Origin of the sequence: Rhizobium rhizoryzae, from assembly GCF_011046895.1 — a bacterium.
Classification (GTDB): domain Bacteria; phylum Pseudomonadota; class Alphaproteobacteria; order Rhizobiales; family Rhizobiaceae; genus Neorhizobium; species Neorhizobium rhizoryzae.
The window spans coordinates 2032830-2047719 of record NZ_CP049250.1 but is presented as its reverse complement, the minus strand read 5'-3'; the positions used below and the strand labels follow the sequence as shown (position 1 = coordinate 2047719).

The following is a 14890-nucleotide window of genomic DNA, read 5'->3' as shown; positions in this document are numbered from 1 at the left end:
GCGATTACGCCGCCTGCTCCTTGGCCTTCCGCGCCAGATGCGCCACCACATTCTCGATCATCCGCATACCGGCGTCACCGCCCAGCGTCATGATCGATTCCGGATGGAACTGCACAGCTGCGATCGGCTCCTTGGCATGCTCGATGCCCATGATGGTGCCGTCTTCGCTTTCGGCCGTGATGATGAAATCCGGGTGCAGCGTCTTCGGGTCGGCAAAGATGGAGTGATAACGCCCGACCGTAACCTCCTTGCCGAGGCCTGAGAACACAAGTCCCGGCTCCAGCACCCGAATGCGCGATGGCTTGCCATGCATCGGCACCGCCAGATGGCGCAGTTCGCCGCCATAGGCTTCGGCCAGTGCCTGAAGCCCCAGGCACACCCCAAAGATCGGCAGACCCTTGGCACGCGCCGCCTTGATGGTGTTCTTGCAGTCGAAATCCTGCGGATTGCCCGGTCCGGGCGACAGGACGACGAGATCCGGCTTGATGCGGTCATAGATTTCGGCAGGCACCGGCGTACGCACTGTGGAGACTTCGGCGCCTGTCTGGCGGAAGTAGTTCGCCAAGGTGTGAACGAAGCTGTCTTCGTGGTCGACCAGCAGGATCTTCACACCCTTGCCAACAGCCGCGACATCGCGGCCCGCCTTGGCCGTATTGCCTGCGCGCGCATCACGGATTGCAGAAATCATGGCAGATGCCTTCAATTCGGTTTCAGCCTCTTCCTCATGCGGATCGCTGTCGTTCAGCAGCGTCGCTCCGGCGCGCACCTCCGCGATGCCATCCTTGATGCGGATGGTGCGCAGCGTAAGCCCCGTATTCATGTCGCCGTTGAAGCCCACCATGCCGATGGCGCCGCCATACCAGGCGCGCGGGCTCTTCTCATGCTTTTCGATGAACCGCATGGCCCACAGCTTCGGGGCACCCGTCACGGTCACTGCCCAGGCATGGCTGAGGAAACCGTCGAAGGCATCCATGTCCGGGCGCAGACGACCCTCGATATGGTCCACCGTATGAATGAGGCGCGAATACATTTCGATCTGGCGGCGACCAATGACCTTGACGGAACCCGGCTCACAAACGCGGCTCTTGTCGTTGCGGTCGACATCCGAGCACATGGTCAGCTCGGACTCATCCTTCTTCGAGTTGAGCAGCTTCAGGATCTGCTCACTGTCGGAAATCGCATCCTCGCCGCGGCGGATGGTTCCCGAAATCGGGCACGTCTCGATACGTCGGCCAGAGACGCGAACAAACATTTCCGGCGAAGCGCCGACCAGATATTCCTGATGGCCGAGGTTGATGAAGAAGGAATAGGGTGACGGATTGATCGCCTTCAGCCGATTGGAGATCTGCGAGGGCTTGCTGTCGCACCGCTCCATGAACTTCTGCCCCGGCACCACCTCGAACAGGTCGCCGCGGCGGAAGCTTTCCTTCGCCTTGACCACGAGTTCGGAATATTCGCCGGGACGATGATCGCCCTTGGGCGGGATGACATCCGTGGTGCGGAACGGGTCAGGCGCGATTTCCTCGCTCTTGCCTGCGGTCGTCAGGTCGCCGCGGCTGAAGTCATAGCGGTCGATCCAAGCCTTGGCGGAATAGTGGTCCACGACGAGAATCTCGTCCGGCAGGAACAGAACCATGTCGCGCTGATCGTCCGGCCGCTGTAGCGACAGCTTGATGGAATCGAACTGGAACGCAAGATCGTAGCCGAAGGCACCGAACAGGCCGATTGCGCTATCGGCATCGGAGTAGAAAAGATCAACGACTGCACGCAGTACCGTAAAGACGGTCGGCATTTTCGAGCGCTCTTCTTCCGTGAAGGCGCGCGCTGGCAGATTAACGGAGAGATCGAGACGACGCGCAGTGCGCTCACCCAGTGTCAACTCGGTCTCGCTTGCCAGACGCTGGGCGATCAGTTCCAGCAGCACTTCGCCGCGCCCGTTATAGGCCTCGATCCAGACCTGACGTCCGAAGGAGGAGATACCGAGCGGCGGATCGACGATGGCCGTGTCCCAGCGCGTGTAGCGACCCGGATACTCATAGTTCGATGAGAAGACGGCGCCGCGACGCTCATCCAGCTTGTCGACATAGCTGGAAATTGCATCGGCATAGGGTGCGGCGCGACGTTTGCGGCTGACCTTTATCCCGCCGCGGGTCTCGTAAACCTCGGACCCATCATCTTCAATAATCGTGACCATAATCCACCTTTTGAATATCCCGCGTTCTTATCCTGTCCTCGACAACTGCGAAAGCTGTTTTGCGGCGCAAGCGTTTGGCATTTGCCCGGTTTGCGAGGGGAGCCTTGGGAAACAAGAAAGCCGCCTCGGTGGTCGGGCGGCTTTGTCTTGTCTTTGAACATGACTGGTCAAGGCCGCTTAGCTGCGAACCCACCACCAGATAGCCATGATCAAAGACGTCTTCATGGCGTGATTGATAGCGACTCCAAACCTGCTTCGCAAGAGCCTCCATGAGGGGCATGCGACCAATTTGATCCTGATGCGTTGTCAGCCGTCACGTGGAGGACAATGTTCATGATGATGCGCATAGCTGCAGCCCTGTTGGCCACCATTTCGCTCACGGCGGCGAGCCTGCCGACCGAAGGCCCGCTTCCTGAAGCAAAGCCAGCTGAGGCTGAGCGTTCGTCAGACAAATCCCTGCCGGACAATACAAAATTTCCGGAGACCAAAGACATTCCGACACCTGCAGCAAAGCCACAGCCGCCGGCAGAGGCCGAAACGCCCGGCAAGCAACCATCCAGCGAACCTCAATCGCCGACAAAGCCAGGAACAGAGGCCGAGAGCAAGACCGAGACCAAGAGCAAGACACCGGAAGAGCCTGCCGTGCCAAACATCATCAAGGAAGATCCACAGGCCTATGCGGCTTGCCTGTCGGATTTGAAAGCGATGGGTGCCGAGTTCACCGAGGCCGAGTCGATCTCCGAGGAAGACGGCACCTGTGGAATTGAAAAGCCGATCAGGCTCACAAGTCCCCTTCCCGGCATCAAGCTCTCCGACCCTTCCCCCTTGCGATGCGAGGCCGCGCTGGCCCTGTCGCACTGGCTGAAGGACACGGTACAGCCGGCCCTGAAGGTTGCGTTTCCGGACAAACAAATCGTCGGTGTTCGCAATGCTGCATCCTATGCCTGCCGCAAGCGCAATCACGCCGAAACGGGCAAGATCTCGGAGCATGCGAAAGGCAACGCCATCGACGTGATCGCACTGGAATTCGACAAGGGTGACGCGATTGAAATGAAGCCGAAGACAGAAGACCCGACACTGGAGGGCGCCTTTCAGAGGACCGCGACCGCCGGGGCGTGTCTGCATTTCCGCACCGTTCTGTCACCGGGCAGCGATGCGACCCATGAGGATCACCTCCATCTCGATGTTCTCGAGAGGAAGGGCGACTACCGATATTGCCGTTGACCCTTCGGCCCTGAACGGCTTCAGGCCATAGCTTTGGATGCGCCCGACATGGCAGGATCATGCAGGAGCGCGCAGCCCCGTCCCGCACGCTTGGCGCGGTAAAGCGCTTCGTCTGCCTCCACCATGGCGCGCTCCAGATCGACTTCCATCGGATCGAACAGGGAGATGCCGATACTCACGCCAACCGACGCCTGACCTGCTGACGTGACGGTTGGAAGCGATATTGTCTGAATGATACGTGCACCAATGACGGCGGCTTCCTGCCGACTGTGACAGTCGGCAAGTACGATGAACTCGTCTCCGCCCATACGACAGATGGAAGCATTCGGCAGACAAATGGAAAGTCGTCGTGCCGCCTGCCTGAGAATTTCATCGCCCACGCCGTGCCCGAACCGGTCGTTGACCTGTTTGAAACCATCGAGATCAAGGTACAAGAGAGCCTTGGTACTTGAAGTCTGCCGCATCGACTGCGCTTTTTCCGCAAAGCCACGCCGGTTCAGTAGTCCCGTCAGCGGATCTTGCAAAGATTGGGTTCGACTCTCGATCTGACCGGCAATCGCCCGCACCGTGGTTTCGCGCTGCTGCCGCATGATCCAGATGGCAACACCGATGAAGCCTGCACCTTGCAAGAGGATAAGCGGAATGAATTCGGGGTGATGAATGCAAAACGGAATCTTGAACGAAGCATCGATCACAATGACCTGCGCCAGTGCCAGCCGCGGCGCGGCATAATTGCGTGCAATGATGCCCGCACAGGATCCCAATCCCGAAGCAACCACGATGATGAGCATGGGCGTGTCGTCACTGAAGCCGACGACAACCATGGTGGCGGCCATCATCGTCGCCCAGCCAATACCGGAGACCACAACAAGATCTGCAGCAACCGTACGCAGCCAACTGACGTTTGTTGCGCACACCCGCATAACGCCGAAGATGAGGTCGCACAATGCAATGTACAGCAGGATCGTATTCTGGAGACGGGCGTAGGCCAGCAGCGTAATGCAGAAGGAGTTCAGAGAGCCCAAGAGGGCCGGCAAGGTGGAGGATGCCAGGGTCGCACACAGTCTGTAACGAATCTCATCCGAAATGTCGGAACCCATATCGGCGATCCAGTTCAGAATCGGCACCCGGGGCTGCAACAGATTGGGGTTATGCGATAGTGGCATGCCTTCACTCCATCTATAGCACAAAGCATAGAGCTGAATTACTGAAGACACGTTAGCAAAATCGGACAAATGTCCTTCTCATACAGAACAGACAACTATCGTGAATCAAGAATTAATCCCGATAATTTGAGTAAAAACCACCGGAATTTACGTTAAGTCTATGATTGCCAATCATGTTCGAGCTTTGACATAAGGCTCCAACTTAGGTTGATTGATCCCTCACCCTAGAAAAGCCCTTCGATTTGCCCGAGTTCATTCAAGGCAATGCGCTCTGCCGAAGGCGACCGGGGCAAGCCAGGCATGGTCCGGATCTCGCCCGTGATTGCGACCACGAAGCCCGCTCCCGCCGAAAGCCTGACCTCCCTGATTGGTAGACTATGTCCCGTCGGCGCCCCAAGCAGAGACGGATCGCTGGAAAAGGAGTATTGGGTCTTGGCAATGCAGACCGGAAGTCCTCCATAGCCTTGCGCTTCAAACGCCCGCAACTGCTCAAGAACCGATGCTTCGGCAGTAACTCCATCGGCGCGGTAGATCTCCCGCGCCACGGTCTCGATCTTTGCCATCAGCGACAGATCATCGCCGTACAGGGGACGAAAGTCTGCTTCGCAGGAATTCGCCAGCGCGGTCACTTTTTCAGCAAGTTCGACAATGCCCGCAGACCCCTGCGCCCAATGACGGCAAAGCACCGCATCGACACCCTGATCATTCGCGTAATCAACAATCGCCCGAACTTCAGCATCGGTATCAGACGAAAAATGATTGATGGCCACGATAACGGGAACACCGAACTTGCGGATGTTCTCGATATGACGACCAAGATTGACGCATCCCGCCCGAAGGGCATCGACATTCTCGCGGCCAAGATCCGCCTTCGCGACCCCGCCGTTCATCTTCAAGGCACGAATGGTTGCAACCACCACGGCGGCGGCAGGCCGCAGACCTGCTTTTCTGCACTTGATGTCGAAAAATTTTTCGGCGCCGAGGTCAGCGCCGAAGCCCGCTTCGGTCACAACAAAATCTGCGAGCCTCAAGGCAGCCTTTGTCGCCACAATGGAGTTGCAGCCATGCGCAATGTTGGCAAATGGCCCGCCGTGCACGAAAGCCGGATTGTTCTCCAGCGTCTGCACGAGGTTCGGCTGCATGGCATCTTTCAACAGCACGGCCATGGCACCGTCTGCTTTCAGATCCCGCGCGAAAATGGGCGTCTTGTCGCGGCGGTAGCCAACGATTATGGCGCCCAGACGCGCTTCCAGATCCGCAAGGTCTTCGGCAAGGCAAAGGATGGCCATGACTTCCGAGGCAACAGTGATGTCAAAACCGGTTTCGCGCGGAAATCCGTTTGAGACACCGCCGAGCGAACCAACGATCTCCCGCAGTGCCCGGTCGTTCATGTCGACCACACGCCGCCAGGCGATACGCCGAAGATCAAAATCGAGAGCGTTACCCCAGTAGATATGATTGTCGATCAGCGCGGCCAGCAGATTGTGAGCCGCGGTAATGGCATGGAAATCACCCGTAAAGTGCAGGTTGATATCCTCCATCGGAACGACCTGCGCATACCCGCCCCCCGCAGCGCCGCCTTTGACTCCGAAGCAAGGACCCAGTGATGGCTCGCGCAGGCAGATCATGGCACGCTTGCCTATCCGGTTCAGTCCGTCGCCGAGACCGACAGTCGTCGTTGTTTTGCCTTCGCCGGCGGGTGTCGGATTGATGGCCGTGACCAGGATCAGCTTACCCTCGGGTCTGGCACCCAGAGAGCGCAGAAAAGACGCTGATACCTTTGCCTTGTCGTGACCGTATGGAACCAGAGATTGCGCCGGAATTCCGATCTGAGATCCAATCTCCATGATCGGCTTCATGGCAGCAGTACGCGCAATTTCGATGTCAGACGGCACGATCACACCCAGTCTCCGTTTACGATGCGTTTCAATCTGCATAGCGCATTGCATCGCTGACGCCTACCAGTGCCGGATACTTACATCCAACGCGTTTTATTCGCTTGGTGCATGGTCTGATGCAAAAGATAGAAGTTGACGCATTCCTCAGAGACGATTACTTGCGCGATCAATATTTTTCGCTCGCCTGATCAAAAATTATTGAATTTCCCGCCGCAAATCTTCTTGTGTTTACAGAATCTCGACTGGATTGTATCAGCAAGGACCATGCAATCTCAAGAAATGAGAGCAAGATTTGGACAACGGCCATCATGTCGGGCAAATACTCATTCACTTGAGGCAAATTGCACCGAATTGATACAGGTCGATTCGAAGTTAACCCGTATCGACTCAGTCGAATTGCAGTATAGATGTGAAAATACGAAAATAACGTTGGCAAGCATTTACGGTTCGGCTATCGTCGTTCCATTGCAGTTTAGCGCAGGCAAACGATCGGGAATTCATGATTACGCTTGAACGGCATTCGCTTTTGAGTCGGGAAATTTCTACGGCGGATTCACGCGCGGCGGTCGTGGCTGTTCTGGCGAAACTTGCAAAACAATTTGGCTTCAAATATTTCGCGCTGATGAGCGCGCCGGCGGCATCGGACTCTCTGCTGGAACCACTTATGGTGGAGTCGAATGTCCCTCGGTCCTATCTTCGCGACTTTGACCGTTTGAGGCTGCTCACGGCTTGCCCGCTGGTTCCGCTGTTGAAGAACATGGCTCTTCCGCTGTGCTGGAGCTATGAAGAGCAGTATGATGACGGTTGGCCTCTGGATTTTCCGGAACCGTTTCGCCGCCTTGCGAAGACCTATGGCATGACCACCGGCGTCGCCATGCCTTTCAGTTCGTCGGATGGATCCATGTTCGTCATGCGCCTCGACGGAGACCGTCCGGTTCTGACCTTGCCTCAACTCAATGAGGTTGGAATGCTGATGCTGCAGTGTTTCAGGGTCTTCGATCGCGTGCGCCGCACCGAGCCACCACCGAAAAGCATCCTGACGGCCCGCGAACTGGAGGTGCTGAAATGGACCTCACAGGGGAAGACATCGTCCGAGATCGGCGACATTCTTTCACTGTCCGACCATACCGTGAATGCTTATCTGAATAAGGCAATAAAGAAACTGGATTGTGTAAATCGAACCCAACTGGTAGCAAAAGCTATCCGCCTACGTTTAATCACCTAACAAACGGGCGTATTAGACAAGTGTCAATAAGGGTTCGACCATTGCTGTCAAAATCCGGATCCATTACTGGAAAGATCGACACGCTGCAGGACTTCGGTTTGTCGACAGACGAATTCTTTGAAATTTTTTCTACCTTCAATCTTGTCGGTTTATGGCGCCTGGACCTGGATAGTGGTCACACATTTTGCAGCGCCACCTACAGCAAACTTTACGGCATCAAGCACACCGACGGCCCCATCAACATGATGGAGATCATTGCCCGTATTCATCCGGATGATTTGAGCAGTGTCATGGAGAGCCATGAAGTTGCCTCTGCCCATCCCATGGCTTATCAGAAGATCCATCGCCTTTCATCGGACAGGATCACCTACCGATACGTCTGCTCGATCGGTCGCTTTCGCACGAAGCCCGGCACCAGCGGCGAAATCGTAGGCATTGCCTTTGAGGTGCCGCCCCATCGTTGCGACTTCCGGTATGAAACGGACAGTACCGCCGACCTGAAGCTCTGAACCGGGGTTTATGCAGCCGCATCCCTGATTCAGATGCGGCTTTCAATCCCGATCGCCCGACGGCACCCTCTATCGATCAAGAATAGCTCTGATCTCGACGAGATTGGAACGCGTGCGCAAGGTGTAGAAACCGATCGTCGCCAGATGTGATGGCATGATCAACCCATCTTCCGCGCCATTGGAAATGATCAGGGGACGAATCTTCAGGGCACCGCGGAACTGTTCCAGTGTATCGTTCCAGATCGAGCCCAGATTGCGCTCGCGAATGACCTGATTGAAGTCGGCACCGGCCGCACTCATGATGGCGTAGTAGCCATAGAGCTGGCCATAGGCGAACCAGAACCGGTCGTCAGCCCGCGTGTCGAACCATCCGCCATTGTAGTTTTCGGAACGCTCCCGCAGGATCGCGGAGGTCGCCCCCAGGTCGTTGGCGATCCGGTCTACGAACTGGACCAGATTGTCGGCACGGCCATCGAAAACGGCATTGCAGGCGGCCAGATCGCCGTTGAACTTGCGAAGACTGTCAATGGCTGCGCGATAATAGCTGGGTGTCGGCGTTTTGAATCCAAACGGCTGAAGACCGAAGTACCAGGAATATTCGTCGAACTGAAGGTTGCCGCGCGCATCCTGCAGGTTTCCGTTGATCCCGGATGTGCCGCGCACGCGACCGAGGGAATCAACCAGTTCGACTGCAGTACGGCGAACGGTCTGGTTCACGCCGCGCTGGAATGCAGCCTTGTTGTCGAGAAACGGTGTGCGATCCCAATCGAGCCCGAAGAACCCAAGCCGGTACATCAGCATGGACGAGATCCATGCGTTCTGGTTCACGTTCGTGTCGGTCAGATCGGCGGCAACTTCAACAATACCGGATTGCTGGCATTGCCGTGGCTGAACAGGTGCAGAAGACGGAGCAGCGGTCGCCGGCTGGCTGCCTGGCTGCACGGACGGAGATAGTTCCTGGCCGGCGCCGACATTGCGTGTCTGGAACGCGTAGCGATCGACGAAATTGGGATCGAAGCCGCTCCAGATCTGTGTCTGCCATACGAAATAGCCATACAGACCCACGAAGAGAACAAGAAAAGCAGCGAGCGGCAGCTTGATCAGCAGATTGCGTTGCCGATACCAGCCGTGCGCGGCCATGATGGGCCACAACAGCCATGCGCCGAAGAGCTTCACGCCTCGCATGATGGTTTCCCCTGCGCGTCGCAAAAAGGCTGAAAATGCACTCATGCCCGATGGCTCTCCTGTCGTTTTCGTTCAGGTAAGCATCAATGGCCCGCTTGTCGAGTGGTCGACAGCTTGCGTTGAAATGCTTCGTCGAGAACTGCCCTGCGGTGAGCAATGCCCCGAACCGACAAAAGCCCCCTCTCTGCTCGCTGGCGCAAGGTGTCGAAATGCGGTAGCGCGAGGCCGGACTGCACATATCGATTGGTGTCCAGCGATGTCAGGGCAAGGATATTTGCTTCCGCATCCACCAGGATCTTGTTGTAGAAAAGGTTCGCGCTTGCCGTCATGTCGATTACGCCGTCGACCAGATCCTGCAGAACGTCGATCCGGTCAACGATTGCATCAACCGGCTCACCGGCACCGACGGGAACCAGCTGAAGTTGCGTGAATCGCTTTTCCAGCTCCGCTTCCAGCAGGGTCAGTTGCCGTTGCAGGAATTCACGATGATCAATGATCAAGAGAAGAAGCCGGTGACTTTCGGCAAGCCCATCCAGCAGAATGTTCGCTGTCTCCTGATCGCTGTGCTGACGCTGCTCGAGTGGCGAGCGAAGCAACCTTTTCAGGAGACTTCTCTTGGATGGAAGCTTGTGCCCTCCGGCGTCGTGTATGGCAGCTGCCGCTCTGGCGTCGATCTGCAGTGCAAGGCGCGCAGACTGGCTTTCGATCCAGCGCCATTCCAAGAGACATATATCAACCTGTTCCAGTGCTGCAGGGTCCAGCGACTCCGCCAAGAGTTGCTTCACCACCGTCTCCAACTGCTCACGAAGAGCAGCCATCCGCCGCCCCAGGACGTCCGGCACGGCGGGCTCAGCTTTCTGCATTGGCGTTTCCATGCTTTCTCCGGCGAGCCGATATCACACCGGAGTTTTTGCAGAGAGCTTGGCCAGACACAAGACGACGATACGCGTTCAGATCAGAAACCGAGCGCCTTCAGTTCGGCATCCAGTCTGTCACGCGTCTTCTTCGCCATCTTGGCGGCCTTTACAGCCTCGAGGTTGGCAGGTTTGTCCCCGGCGACAATGAGCGCGACCATGCCCATTCCCCAGTGTGGGGTGCACTTGATGACATAGGCACCTTCCTTGTCGACCTTGAGAATCAGCTCCTGGTTCATCTTGCCCTTGGTCTCCTCGACACCTTCGGGAAGCAATTCCTTTACGGTCGCCGCATCATGCCCTTTGTCGACGGGTACGAACTTCACGGTGTCGCCCACGGCAACCTTCACCGCAGCGGGCTCGAAAACCATGGCCTCGCCATCGGTTCCCTTGTTCAGCATCTTGATTTCGTGCTCCGCGGCCTGTGCCGTTCCGGCCAACAGGGCTGCGAAAACAAGGGCTGCGGCGGCGAGACTTTTGTTGAGACTGGTCATGATCGTTTCCTGTTTCTCCGGCAGAGCAGTTCCGCCTCTGAATTTCAGGAGAACCAAATACGCTGGCGTCAAAAACTCACCTTGATCAAGATCAATCGCGCTCCACCGCGATTGTCGCAAATCCACCGCCTGTTCCGGCGCGTTTGGGCAAGCTTGCTTGCTTAGGTCAGATATTGATAATGCTGGGGAACCAAAAAACGGAGCAGTTCAATGCACGCAAAAACCTCGCTGAAACTCTCGCTGTCTGTCAGTCTCTTGATAGCGGTATCCGGTCAGGCGCTCGCCGCCGAGCCTGCAAGCTGCAGCTCCGTTCGATTTTCGGACGTCGGCTGGACGGATATAACCGCCACGACCGCAACCGCATCGGTGATCCTGGAAGCGCTCGGCTACAAGCCGCAGGTTCAGGTTCTGTCGGTTCCGGTCACCTACCAGTCGCTCAAGAACAAGGATATCGACGTTTTCCTCGGCAATTGGATGCCGACACAGGAAAACGATGTTCGCCCCTTCCTGAATGACAAATCTGTCGAGTCCTTTGGTCCCAACCTTGAAGGCGCGAAATATACCCTCGCCACCAATTCCAAGGGTGCCGAACTCGGCATCAAGGATTTCAAGGACATCGCGAAGTTCAGCAAGGAACTGGGCGGCAAGATTTACGGCATCGAGCCCGGCAATGATGGCAACCGCCTGATCCTCGACATGATCGCCAAGGATACGTTTGGCCTCAAATCCTTCGAGGTCGTGGAATCCTCCGAGCAGGGCATGCTGGCGCAGGTCGCCCGTGCCGACCGTTCAAAGGAACCCGTTGTCTTCCTCGGATGGGAGCCGCATCCGATGAACGCAAATTTCAAGCTGACTTATCTGACGGGCGGCGATGACGTGTTCGGTCCGAACCTCGGCGGCGCGACGATTTTCACCAATACGCGCGCAGGCTACACCAAGGAATGCCCCAATGCGGGCAAGTTCATCACCAATCTGAAGTTCAGCCTGTCCATGGAAAACGAAATCATGGGCGGCATCCTCAACGATGCGCTCGAGCCGCAGGCGGCGGCCAAGAAATGGCTCAAAGCGAACGGCAAGGCCGTTGAGCCTTGGCTGGCGGGTGTGACGACAGTGGATGGCAAGGACGGTCTTCCCGCAGTCAAGGCCAAGCTGGGCCTCTGATCACCCTCTAGAGATCATCCCTCTAGAGATCAGGCGGCCAGATTGGCCGCCTCACATGCTTCTGGCATTTCCGCGCTGGGTTTTCTGCCCGGCCGGCTTCATCGCCGGGTTTAGCGCCTCCCATGCGTCTTGCCCTTTCGTCGTGACGACTGCAACACGGGAAGAAGCCTTTGGAATTCCTGACTGAACACCGTATTCCCATTGGAATCTGGGCGAAGAAATGTGTCGATTGGCTGACGCAGAACGGCGCCTGGTTCTTCGACCAGCTTTCCGCCCTCCTCTCCAAAGTCATCAACGCACTTCTGTTTCTTCTGCAATGGCCGCATGCGCTGGTGATTGTGGCGCTGATGACGGGCCTCTCCTTCTATCTGCGCAGGTCAATCGGCCTTGCACTGTTTACCTGTCTTGGGCTCCTGCTGATCATCAATCAGGGCTACTGGAAGGAAACGACGGAAACGCTCGCGCTGGTTCTGGCTGCCACTGCCGTCAGTATGGCGATCGGCATTCCGCTTGGCATCGCCGCTGCACGCAGGCCATGGCTCTATGAATTCATGCGTCCGATTCTGGACCTGATGCAGACCATACCCACCTTCGTATACCTGATCCCCGCCCTCATCCTCTTCGGTCTCGGAATGGTGCCCGGGCTGATCGCCACGGTCATCTTTGCGGTCCCCGCTCCCATCCGCCTGACCCGGCTCGGGATAGTCTCCACACCAGGAGCACTGACGGAAGCAGCAATCGCCTTCGGTGCCACGCCTTCTCAGGTCTTGCGCAAGGTGGAACTTCCCTTTGCCATGCCGCAGATCATGGCTGGCCTGACCCAGACCATCATGCTGTCGCTATCCATGGTGGTGATTGCGGCTCTGGTCGGCGCCAATGGTCTCGGCGTTCCGGTCGTCAGGGCGCTCAACACTGTCAACATCGCCCGTGGCTTTGAGGCCGGACTCTGTATCGTCATTCTCGCCATCATTCTGGACCGCATGTTTCGCACCGATACCGATGGAGAAGGCGCATGAGCGACGCAATCATCTTCGGCGCTGTCGACATCATCTTCGGCGATCGCTGGCAGCAGGCGCTGTCCCTCGTCGACGCGGGAAAGACACGCGATCAGATCAGCGCGGAAACCGGTCAGGTTCTGGGGGTGGCCAACGCGTCGCTCACCATTCGTGAGGGCGAAATTCTGGTGCTGATGGGTCTGTCGGGTTCCGGGAAATCGACGCTCCTCCGGGCAGTAAACGGTCTGGCCCCGGTGGTTCGTGGCAGCGTGACCGTGATGACCGACAAGGGAAGCGTGGACCCCTACCGCTGTTCCGCCAAGGCGCTGCGGGATCTGCGCATGAACACGGTCTCCATGGTGTTCCAGCAGTTTGGCCTGCTTCCATGGCGAAGCGTTGCAGACAATGTCGGCTTTGGTCTGGAACTCGCGGGCGTCGAGGAGGCAGAACGCAAGCGCCGGGTAGCCGAACAGCTGGAGCTGGTCAATCTTGCCAAATGGGCGGGCCGTAAGGTGGGAGAGCTGTCCGGCGGCATGCAGCAACGCGTCGGTCTGGCGCGCGCCTTTGCCACAGGCGCACCGATCCTGCTGATGGACGAGCCCTTCTCGGCACTCGATCCTCTCATCCGCACCCGGCTGCAGGATGAGCTTCTGGAGTTTCAGGCGCGACTGAAAAAGACAATCCTTTTCGTCAGCCACGACCTCGATGAAGCCTTTCGCATCGGCAATCGCATTGCGATCATGGAAGGCGGCCGCATCATCCAGTGCGGCACGCCGCAGGAGATCGTCCGAGCACCCGCGGACCAGTATGTGGCCGATTTCGTTCAGAACATGAACCCGATCTCCATGCTGACGGCGGCCGACATCATGCGGCCAGGCACGCAGGGACCATCTCAGGCGCTGCCGGTCACCGGAACGACGCGGCCAGCGACACCGCTCGTCGATATTCTGGACGCGCTGGCAAGACAGCCCGGCGTGATCGGCGTCATAGACAATGGAGAAATCATCGGCTCCATCTCCGCAGACGAGGTGATCACCGGGCTTACGCGTCACCGCCGCAGGGAGGCATCTTCATGAACGACAAACCCTCCGTTCTGCGACCCACGGATGACGAGGCGCGCCAACTGGCGCGCCAGCTGATGGCTGAAGCGCCATGGGTAGCGCTTGCAGTTCTGGAGCCCGCAACGGGCTGGCCCAGCATCAGTCGGACGATCATCGCTCTGGATGAAGACGGCGTGCCCTTCATTCTCGTCTCTGCGCTCGCAGCCCATACTGGTGCGCTGAAGACAGATGGACGCTGCTCGTTTCTGGCAGGAGAACCCGGCAAGGGGGATCCGCTTGCCTATCCGCGCCTCAGCGTCCAGGCACAGGCGTTTCAGGTTACGCGTGAACATCCGGATTTTCCGAACTTGCGAGATCGCTTTCTCAACCGCCATCCCAAAGCACAACTCTACATCGATCTTCCCGATTTCTGCTTTTTTCGCCTGATGCCGCAATCAGGCTCTCTAAATGGCGGATTTGGGAAAGCTTTCCGCCTCGAAGGTCAGGATTTAGTAGGCAGAGCATAGACCGCCCGTTTGGAGGGAATCACTCAAGAAATCATGGATGATTTCTTCGGTCTAAAAAAATATTCACAAGACAAACATCTTTCTAAATTAGTTTCTCCTTCAGGTTGCAGTCTTATCACTTTTTTGGCATAATCGATAATGATTAACTATTCAGATTTAACGTTTTACCTTGTCAGTTAAGCGATTAAATAGTCGAACTACCTAAAATGTCATACTTATCAGGGCCTACCGTGAGGTGTACACCTGATACGTAGAATTTAGGGATATACAATGGGTGCCTGAAGTTGGTAATTTATAGTTACATTGTTATCTCGCATTAGGAGGTAACAACGTAACTGGGGAAGACTTGAGGGAAGAA

14 protein-coding genes are annotated in these 14890 nt (G+C 56.9%); 7 read left to right on the top strand and 7 right to left on the bottom strand.

The window, feature by feature from the left end:
• Nucleotides 1-4: 4 nt before the first annotated feature.
• Entirely contained in the window at nt 5-2194 is a 2190-nt protein-coding gene (locus G6N80_RS15805) for an anthranilate synthase (RefSeq protein ID WP_165135166.1), read from the bottom strand.
• Entirely contained in the window at nt 2178-2465 is a 288-nt protein-coding gene (locus G6N80_RS15800; RefSeq protein WP_165135163.1) for a hypothetical protein, read from the bottom strand. Before G6N80_RS15800 ends, G6N80_RS15805 begins: the two co-directional genes overlap by 17 nt.
• A 62-nt stretch (nt 2466-2527) precedes the next feature.
• Here G6N80_RS15800 and G6N80_RS15795 point away from each other — a divergent pair, with 62 nt between their 5' ends.
• The gene (locus G6N80_RS15795; RefSeq protein ID WP_246251421.1) at nt 2528-3418 is read left to right on the top strand and encodes an extensin-like domain-containing protein; all 891 of its coding nucleotides are present in this window, start codon (nt 2528-2530) and stop codon (nt 3416-3418) included.
• A gap of 20 nt (nt 3419-3438) precedes the next feature.
• Here the strand turns inward: G6N80_RS15795 and G6N80_RS15790 are convergent, their stop codons facing one another.
• Complete coding sequence (locus G6N80_RS15790; protein ID WP_062553951.1) at nt 3439-4584, bottom strand: GGDEF domain-containing protein; 1146 nt, start codon at nt 4582-4584, stop codon at nt 3439-3441.
• A gap of 224 nt (nt 4585-4808) precedes the next feature.
• A complete protein-coding gene (locus G6N80_RS15785) occupies nt 4809-6521 on the bottom strand; it encodes a formate--tetrahydrofolate ligase (protein ID WP_165135160.1) in 1713 nt (570 codons plus the stop codon).
• 460 nt (nt 6522-6981) lie between these two features.
• Here G6N80_RS15785 and G6N80_RS15780 point away from each other — a divergent pair, with 460 nt between their 5' ends.
• Complete coding sequence (locus G6N80_RS15780; protein WP_062553949.1) at nt 6982-7707, top strand: helix-turn-helix transcriptional regulator; 726 nt, start codon at nt 6982-6984, stop codon at nt 7705-7707.
• 41 nt (nt 7708-7748) lie between these two features.
• On the top strand, nt 7749-8216 hold the full coding sequence (locus tag G6N80_RS15775; RefSeq protein ID WP_062553948.1) for a PAS domain-containing protein: 468 nt from the start codon (nt 7749-7751) through the stop codon (nt 8214-8216).
• Between the two features lie 69 nt (nt 8217-8285).
• Here G6N80_RS15775 and G6N80_RS15770 read toward each other — a convergent pair whose 3' ends face one another.
• From G6N80_RS15770 to G6N80_RS15760, 3 genes are all read right to left on the bottom strand, one after another.
• Entirely contained in the window at nt 8286-9446 is a 1161-nt protein-coding gene (locus G6N80_RS15770; protein ID WP_165135157.1) for a DUF2333 family protein, read from the bottom strand.
• 38 nt (nt 9447-9484) lie between these two features.
• Nucleotides 9485-10264: a hypothetical protein gene (locus G6N80_RS15765; RefSeq protein WP_165135154.1), complete on the bottom strand. Its 780-nt coding sequence runs from the start codon at nt 10262-10264 to the stop codon at nt 9485-9487.
• Nucleotides 10265-10356: 92 nt separating this feature from the next.
• Nucleotides 10357-10809, bottom strand: coding sequence for a pseudoazurin (locus G6N80_RS15760; RefSeq protein WP_062554728.1), 453 nt, complete (start codon nt 10807-10809; stop codon nt 10357-10359).
• A gap of 210 nt (nt 10810-11019) precedes the next feature.
• Between G6N80_RS15760 and G6N80_RS15755 the strand changes: the two genes are divergently transcribed.
• The 4 genes from G6N80_RS15755 (at nt 11020) to G6N80_RS15740 (ending at nt 14532) form a co-directional block, all read left to right on the top strand.
• A complete protein-coding gene (locus G6N80_RS15755) occupies nt 11020-11970 on the top strand; it encodes a choline ABC transporter substrate-binding protein (protein WP_165135151.1) in 951 nt (316 codons plus the stop codon).
• 170 nt (nt 11971-12140) lie between these two features.
• Entirely contained in the window at nt 12141-12986 is an 846-nt protein-coding gene (gene choW / locus G6N80_RS15750) for a choline ABC transporter permease subunit (protein ID WP_165135148.1), read from the top strand.
• The gene (choV, locus tag G6N80_RS15745) at nt 12983-14041 is read left to right on the top strand and encodes a choline ABC transporter ATP-binding protein (protein ID WP_062553944.1); all 1059 of its coding nucleotides are present in this window, start codon (nt 12983-12985) and stop codon (nt 14039-14041) included. The genes choW and choV overlap by 4 nt, the downstream gene beginning before the upstream one ends.
• Nucleotides 14038-14532 (top strand): HugZ family pyridoxamine 5'-phosphate oxidase, encoded by a 495-nt coding sequence (locus G6N80_RS15740; protein ID WP_165135145.1) that lies wholly within the window; start codon nt 14038-14040, stop codon nt 14530-14532. The genes choV and G6N80_RS15740 overlap by 4 nt, the downstream gene beginning before the upstream one ends.
• Nucleotides 14533-14890: the final 358 nt, after the last annotated feature.

Coding starts and splice junctions, on each gene's coding strand:
- G6N80_RS15805 (WP_165135166.1), bottom strand. CDS start 2,194: ATGGTCACGATTATTGAAGATGATGGGTCCGAGGTTTACGAGACCCGC.
- G6N80_RS15800 (WP_165135163.1), bottom strand. CDS start 2,465: ATGGAGGCTCTTGCGAAGCAGGTTTGGAGTCGCTATCAATCACGCCAT.
- G6N80_RS15795 (WP_246251421.1), top strand. CDS start 2,528: ATGATGATGCGCATAGCTGCAGCCCTGTTGGCCACCATTTCGCTCACG.
- G6N80_RS15790 (WP_062553951.1), bottom strand. CDS start 4,584: ATGCCACTATCGCATAACCCCAATCTGTTGCAGCCCCGGGTGCCGATT.
- G6N80_RS15785 (WP_165135160.1), bottom strand. CDS start 6,521: ATGCAGATTGAAACGCATCGTAAACGGAGACTGGGTGTGATCGTGCCG.
- G6N80_RS15780 (WP_062553949.1), top strand. CDS start 6,982: ATGATTACGCTTGAACGGCATTCGCTTTTGAGTCGGGAAATTTCTACG.
- G6N80_RS15770 (WP_165135157.1), bottom strand. CDS start 9,446: ATGAGTGCATTTTCAGCCTTTTTGCGACGCGCAGGGGAAACCATCATG.
- G6N80_RS15765 (WP_165135154.1), bottom strand. CDS start 10,264: ATGCAGAAAGCTGAGCCCGCCGTGCCGGACGTCCTGGGGCGGCGGATG.
- G6N80_RS15760 (WP_062554728.1), bottom strand. CDS start 10,809: ATGACCAGTCTCAACAAAAGTCTCGCCGCCGCAGCCCTTGTTTTCGCA.
- G6N80_RS15755 (WP_165135151.1), top strand. CDS start 11,020: ATGCACGCAAAAACCTCGCTGAAACTCTCGCTGTCTGTCAGTCTCTTG.
- choV (WP_062553944.1), top strand. CDS start 12,983: ATGAGCGACGCAATCATCTTCGGCGCTGTCGACATCATCTTCGGCGAT.
- G6N80_RS15740 (WP_165135145.1), top strand. CDS start 14,038: ATGAACGACAAACCCTCCGTTCTGCGACCCACGGATGACGAGGCGCGC.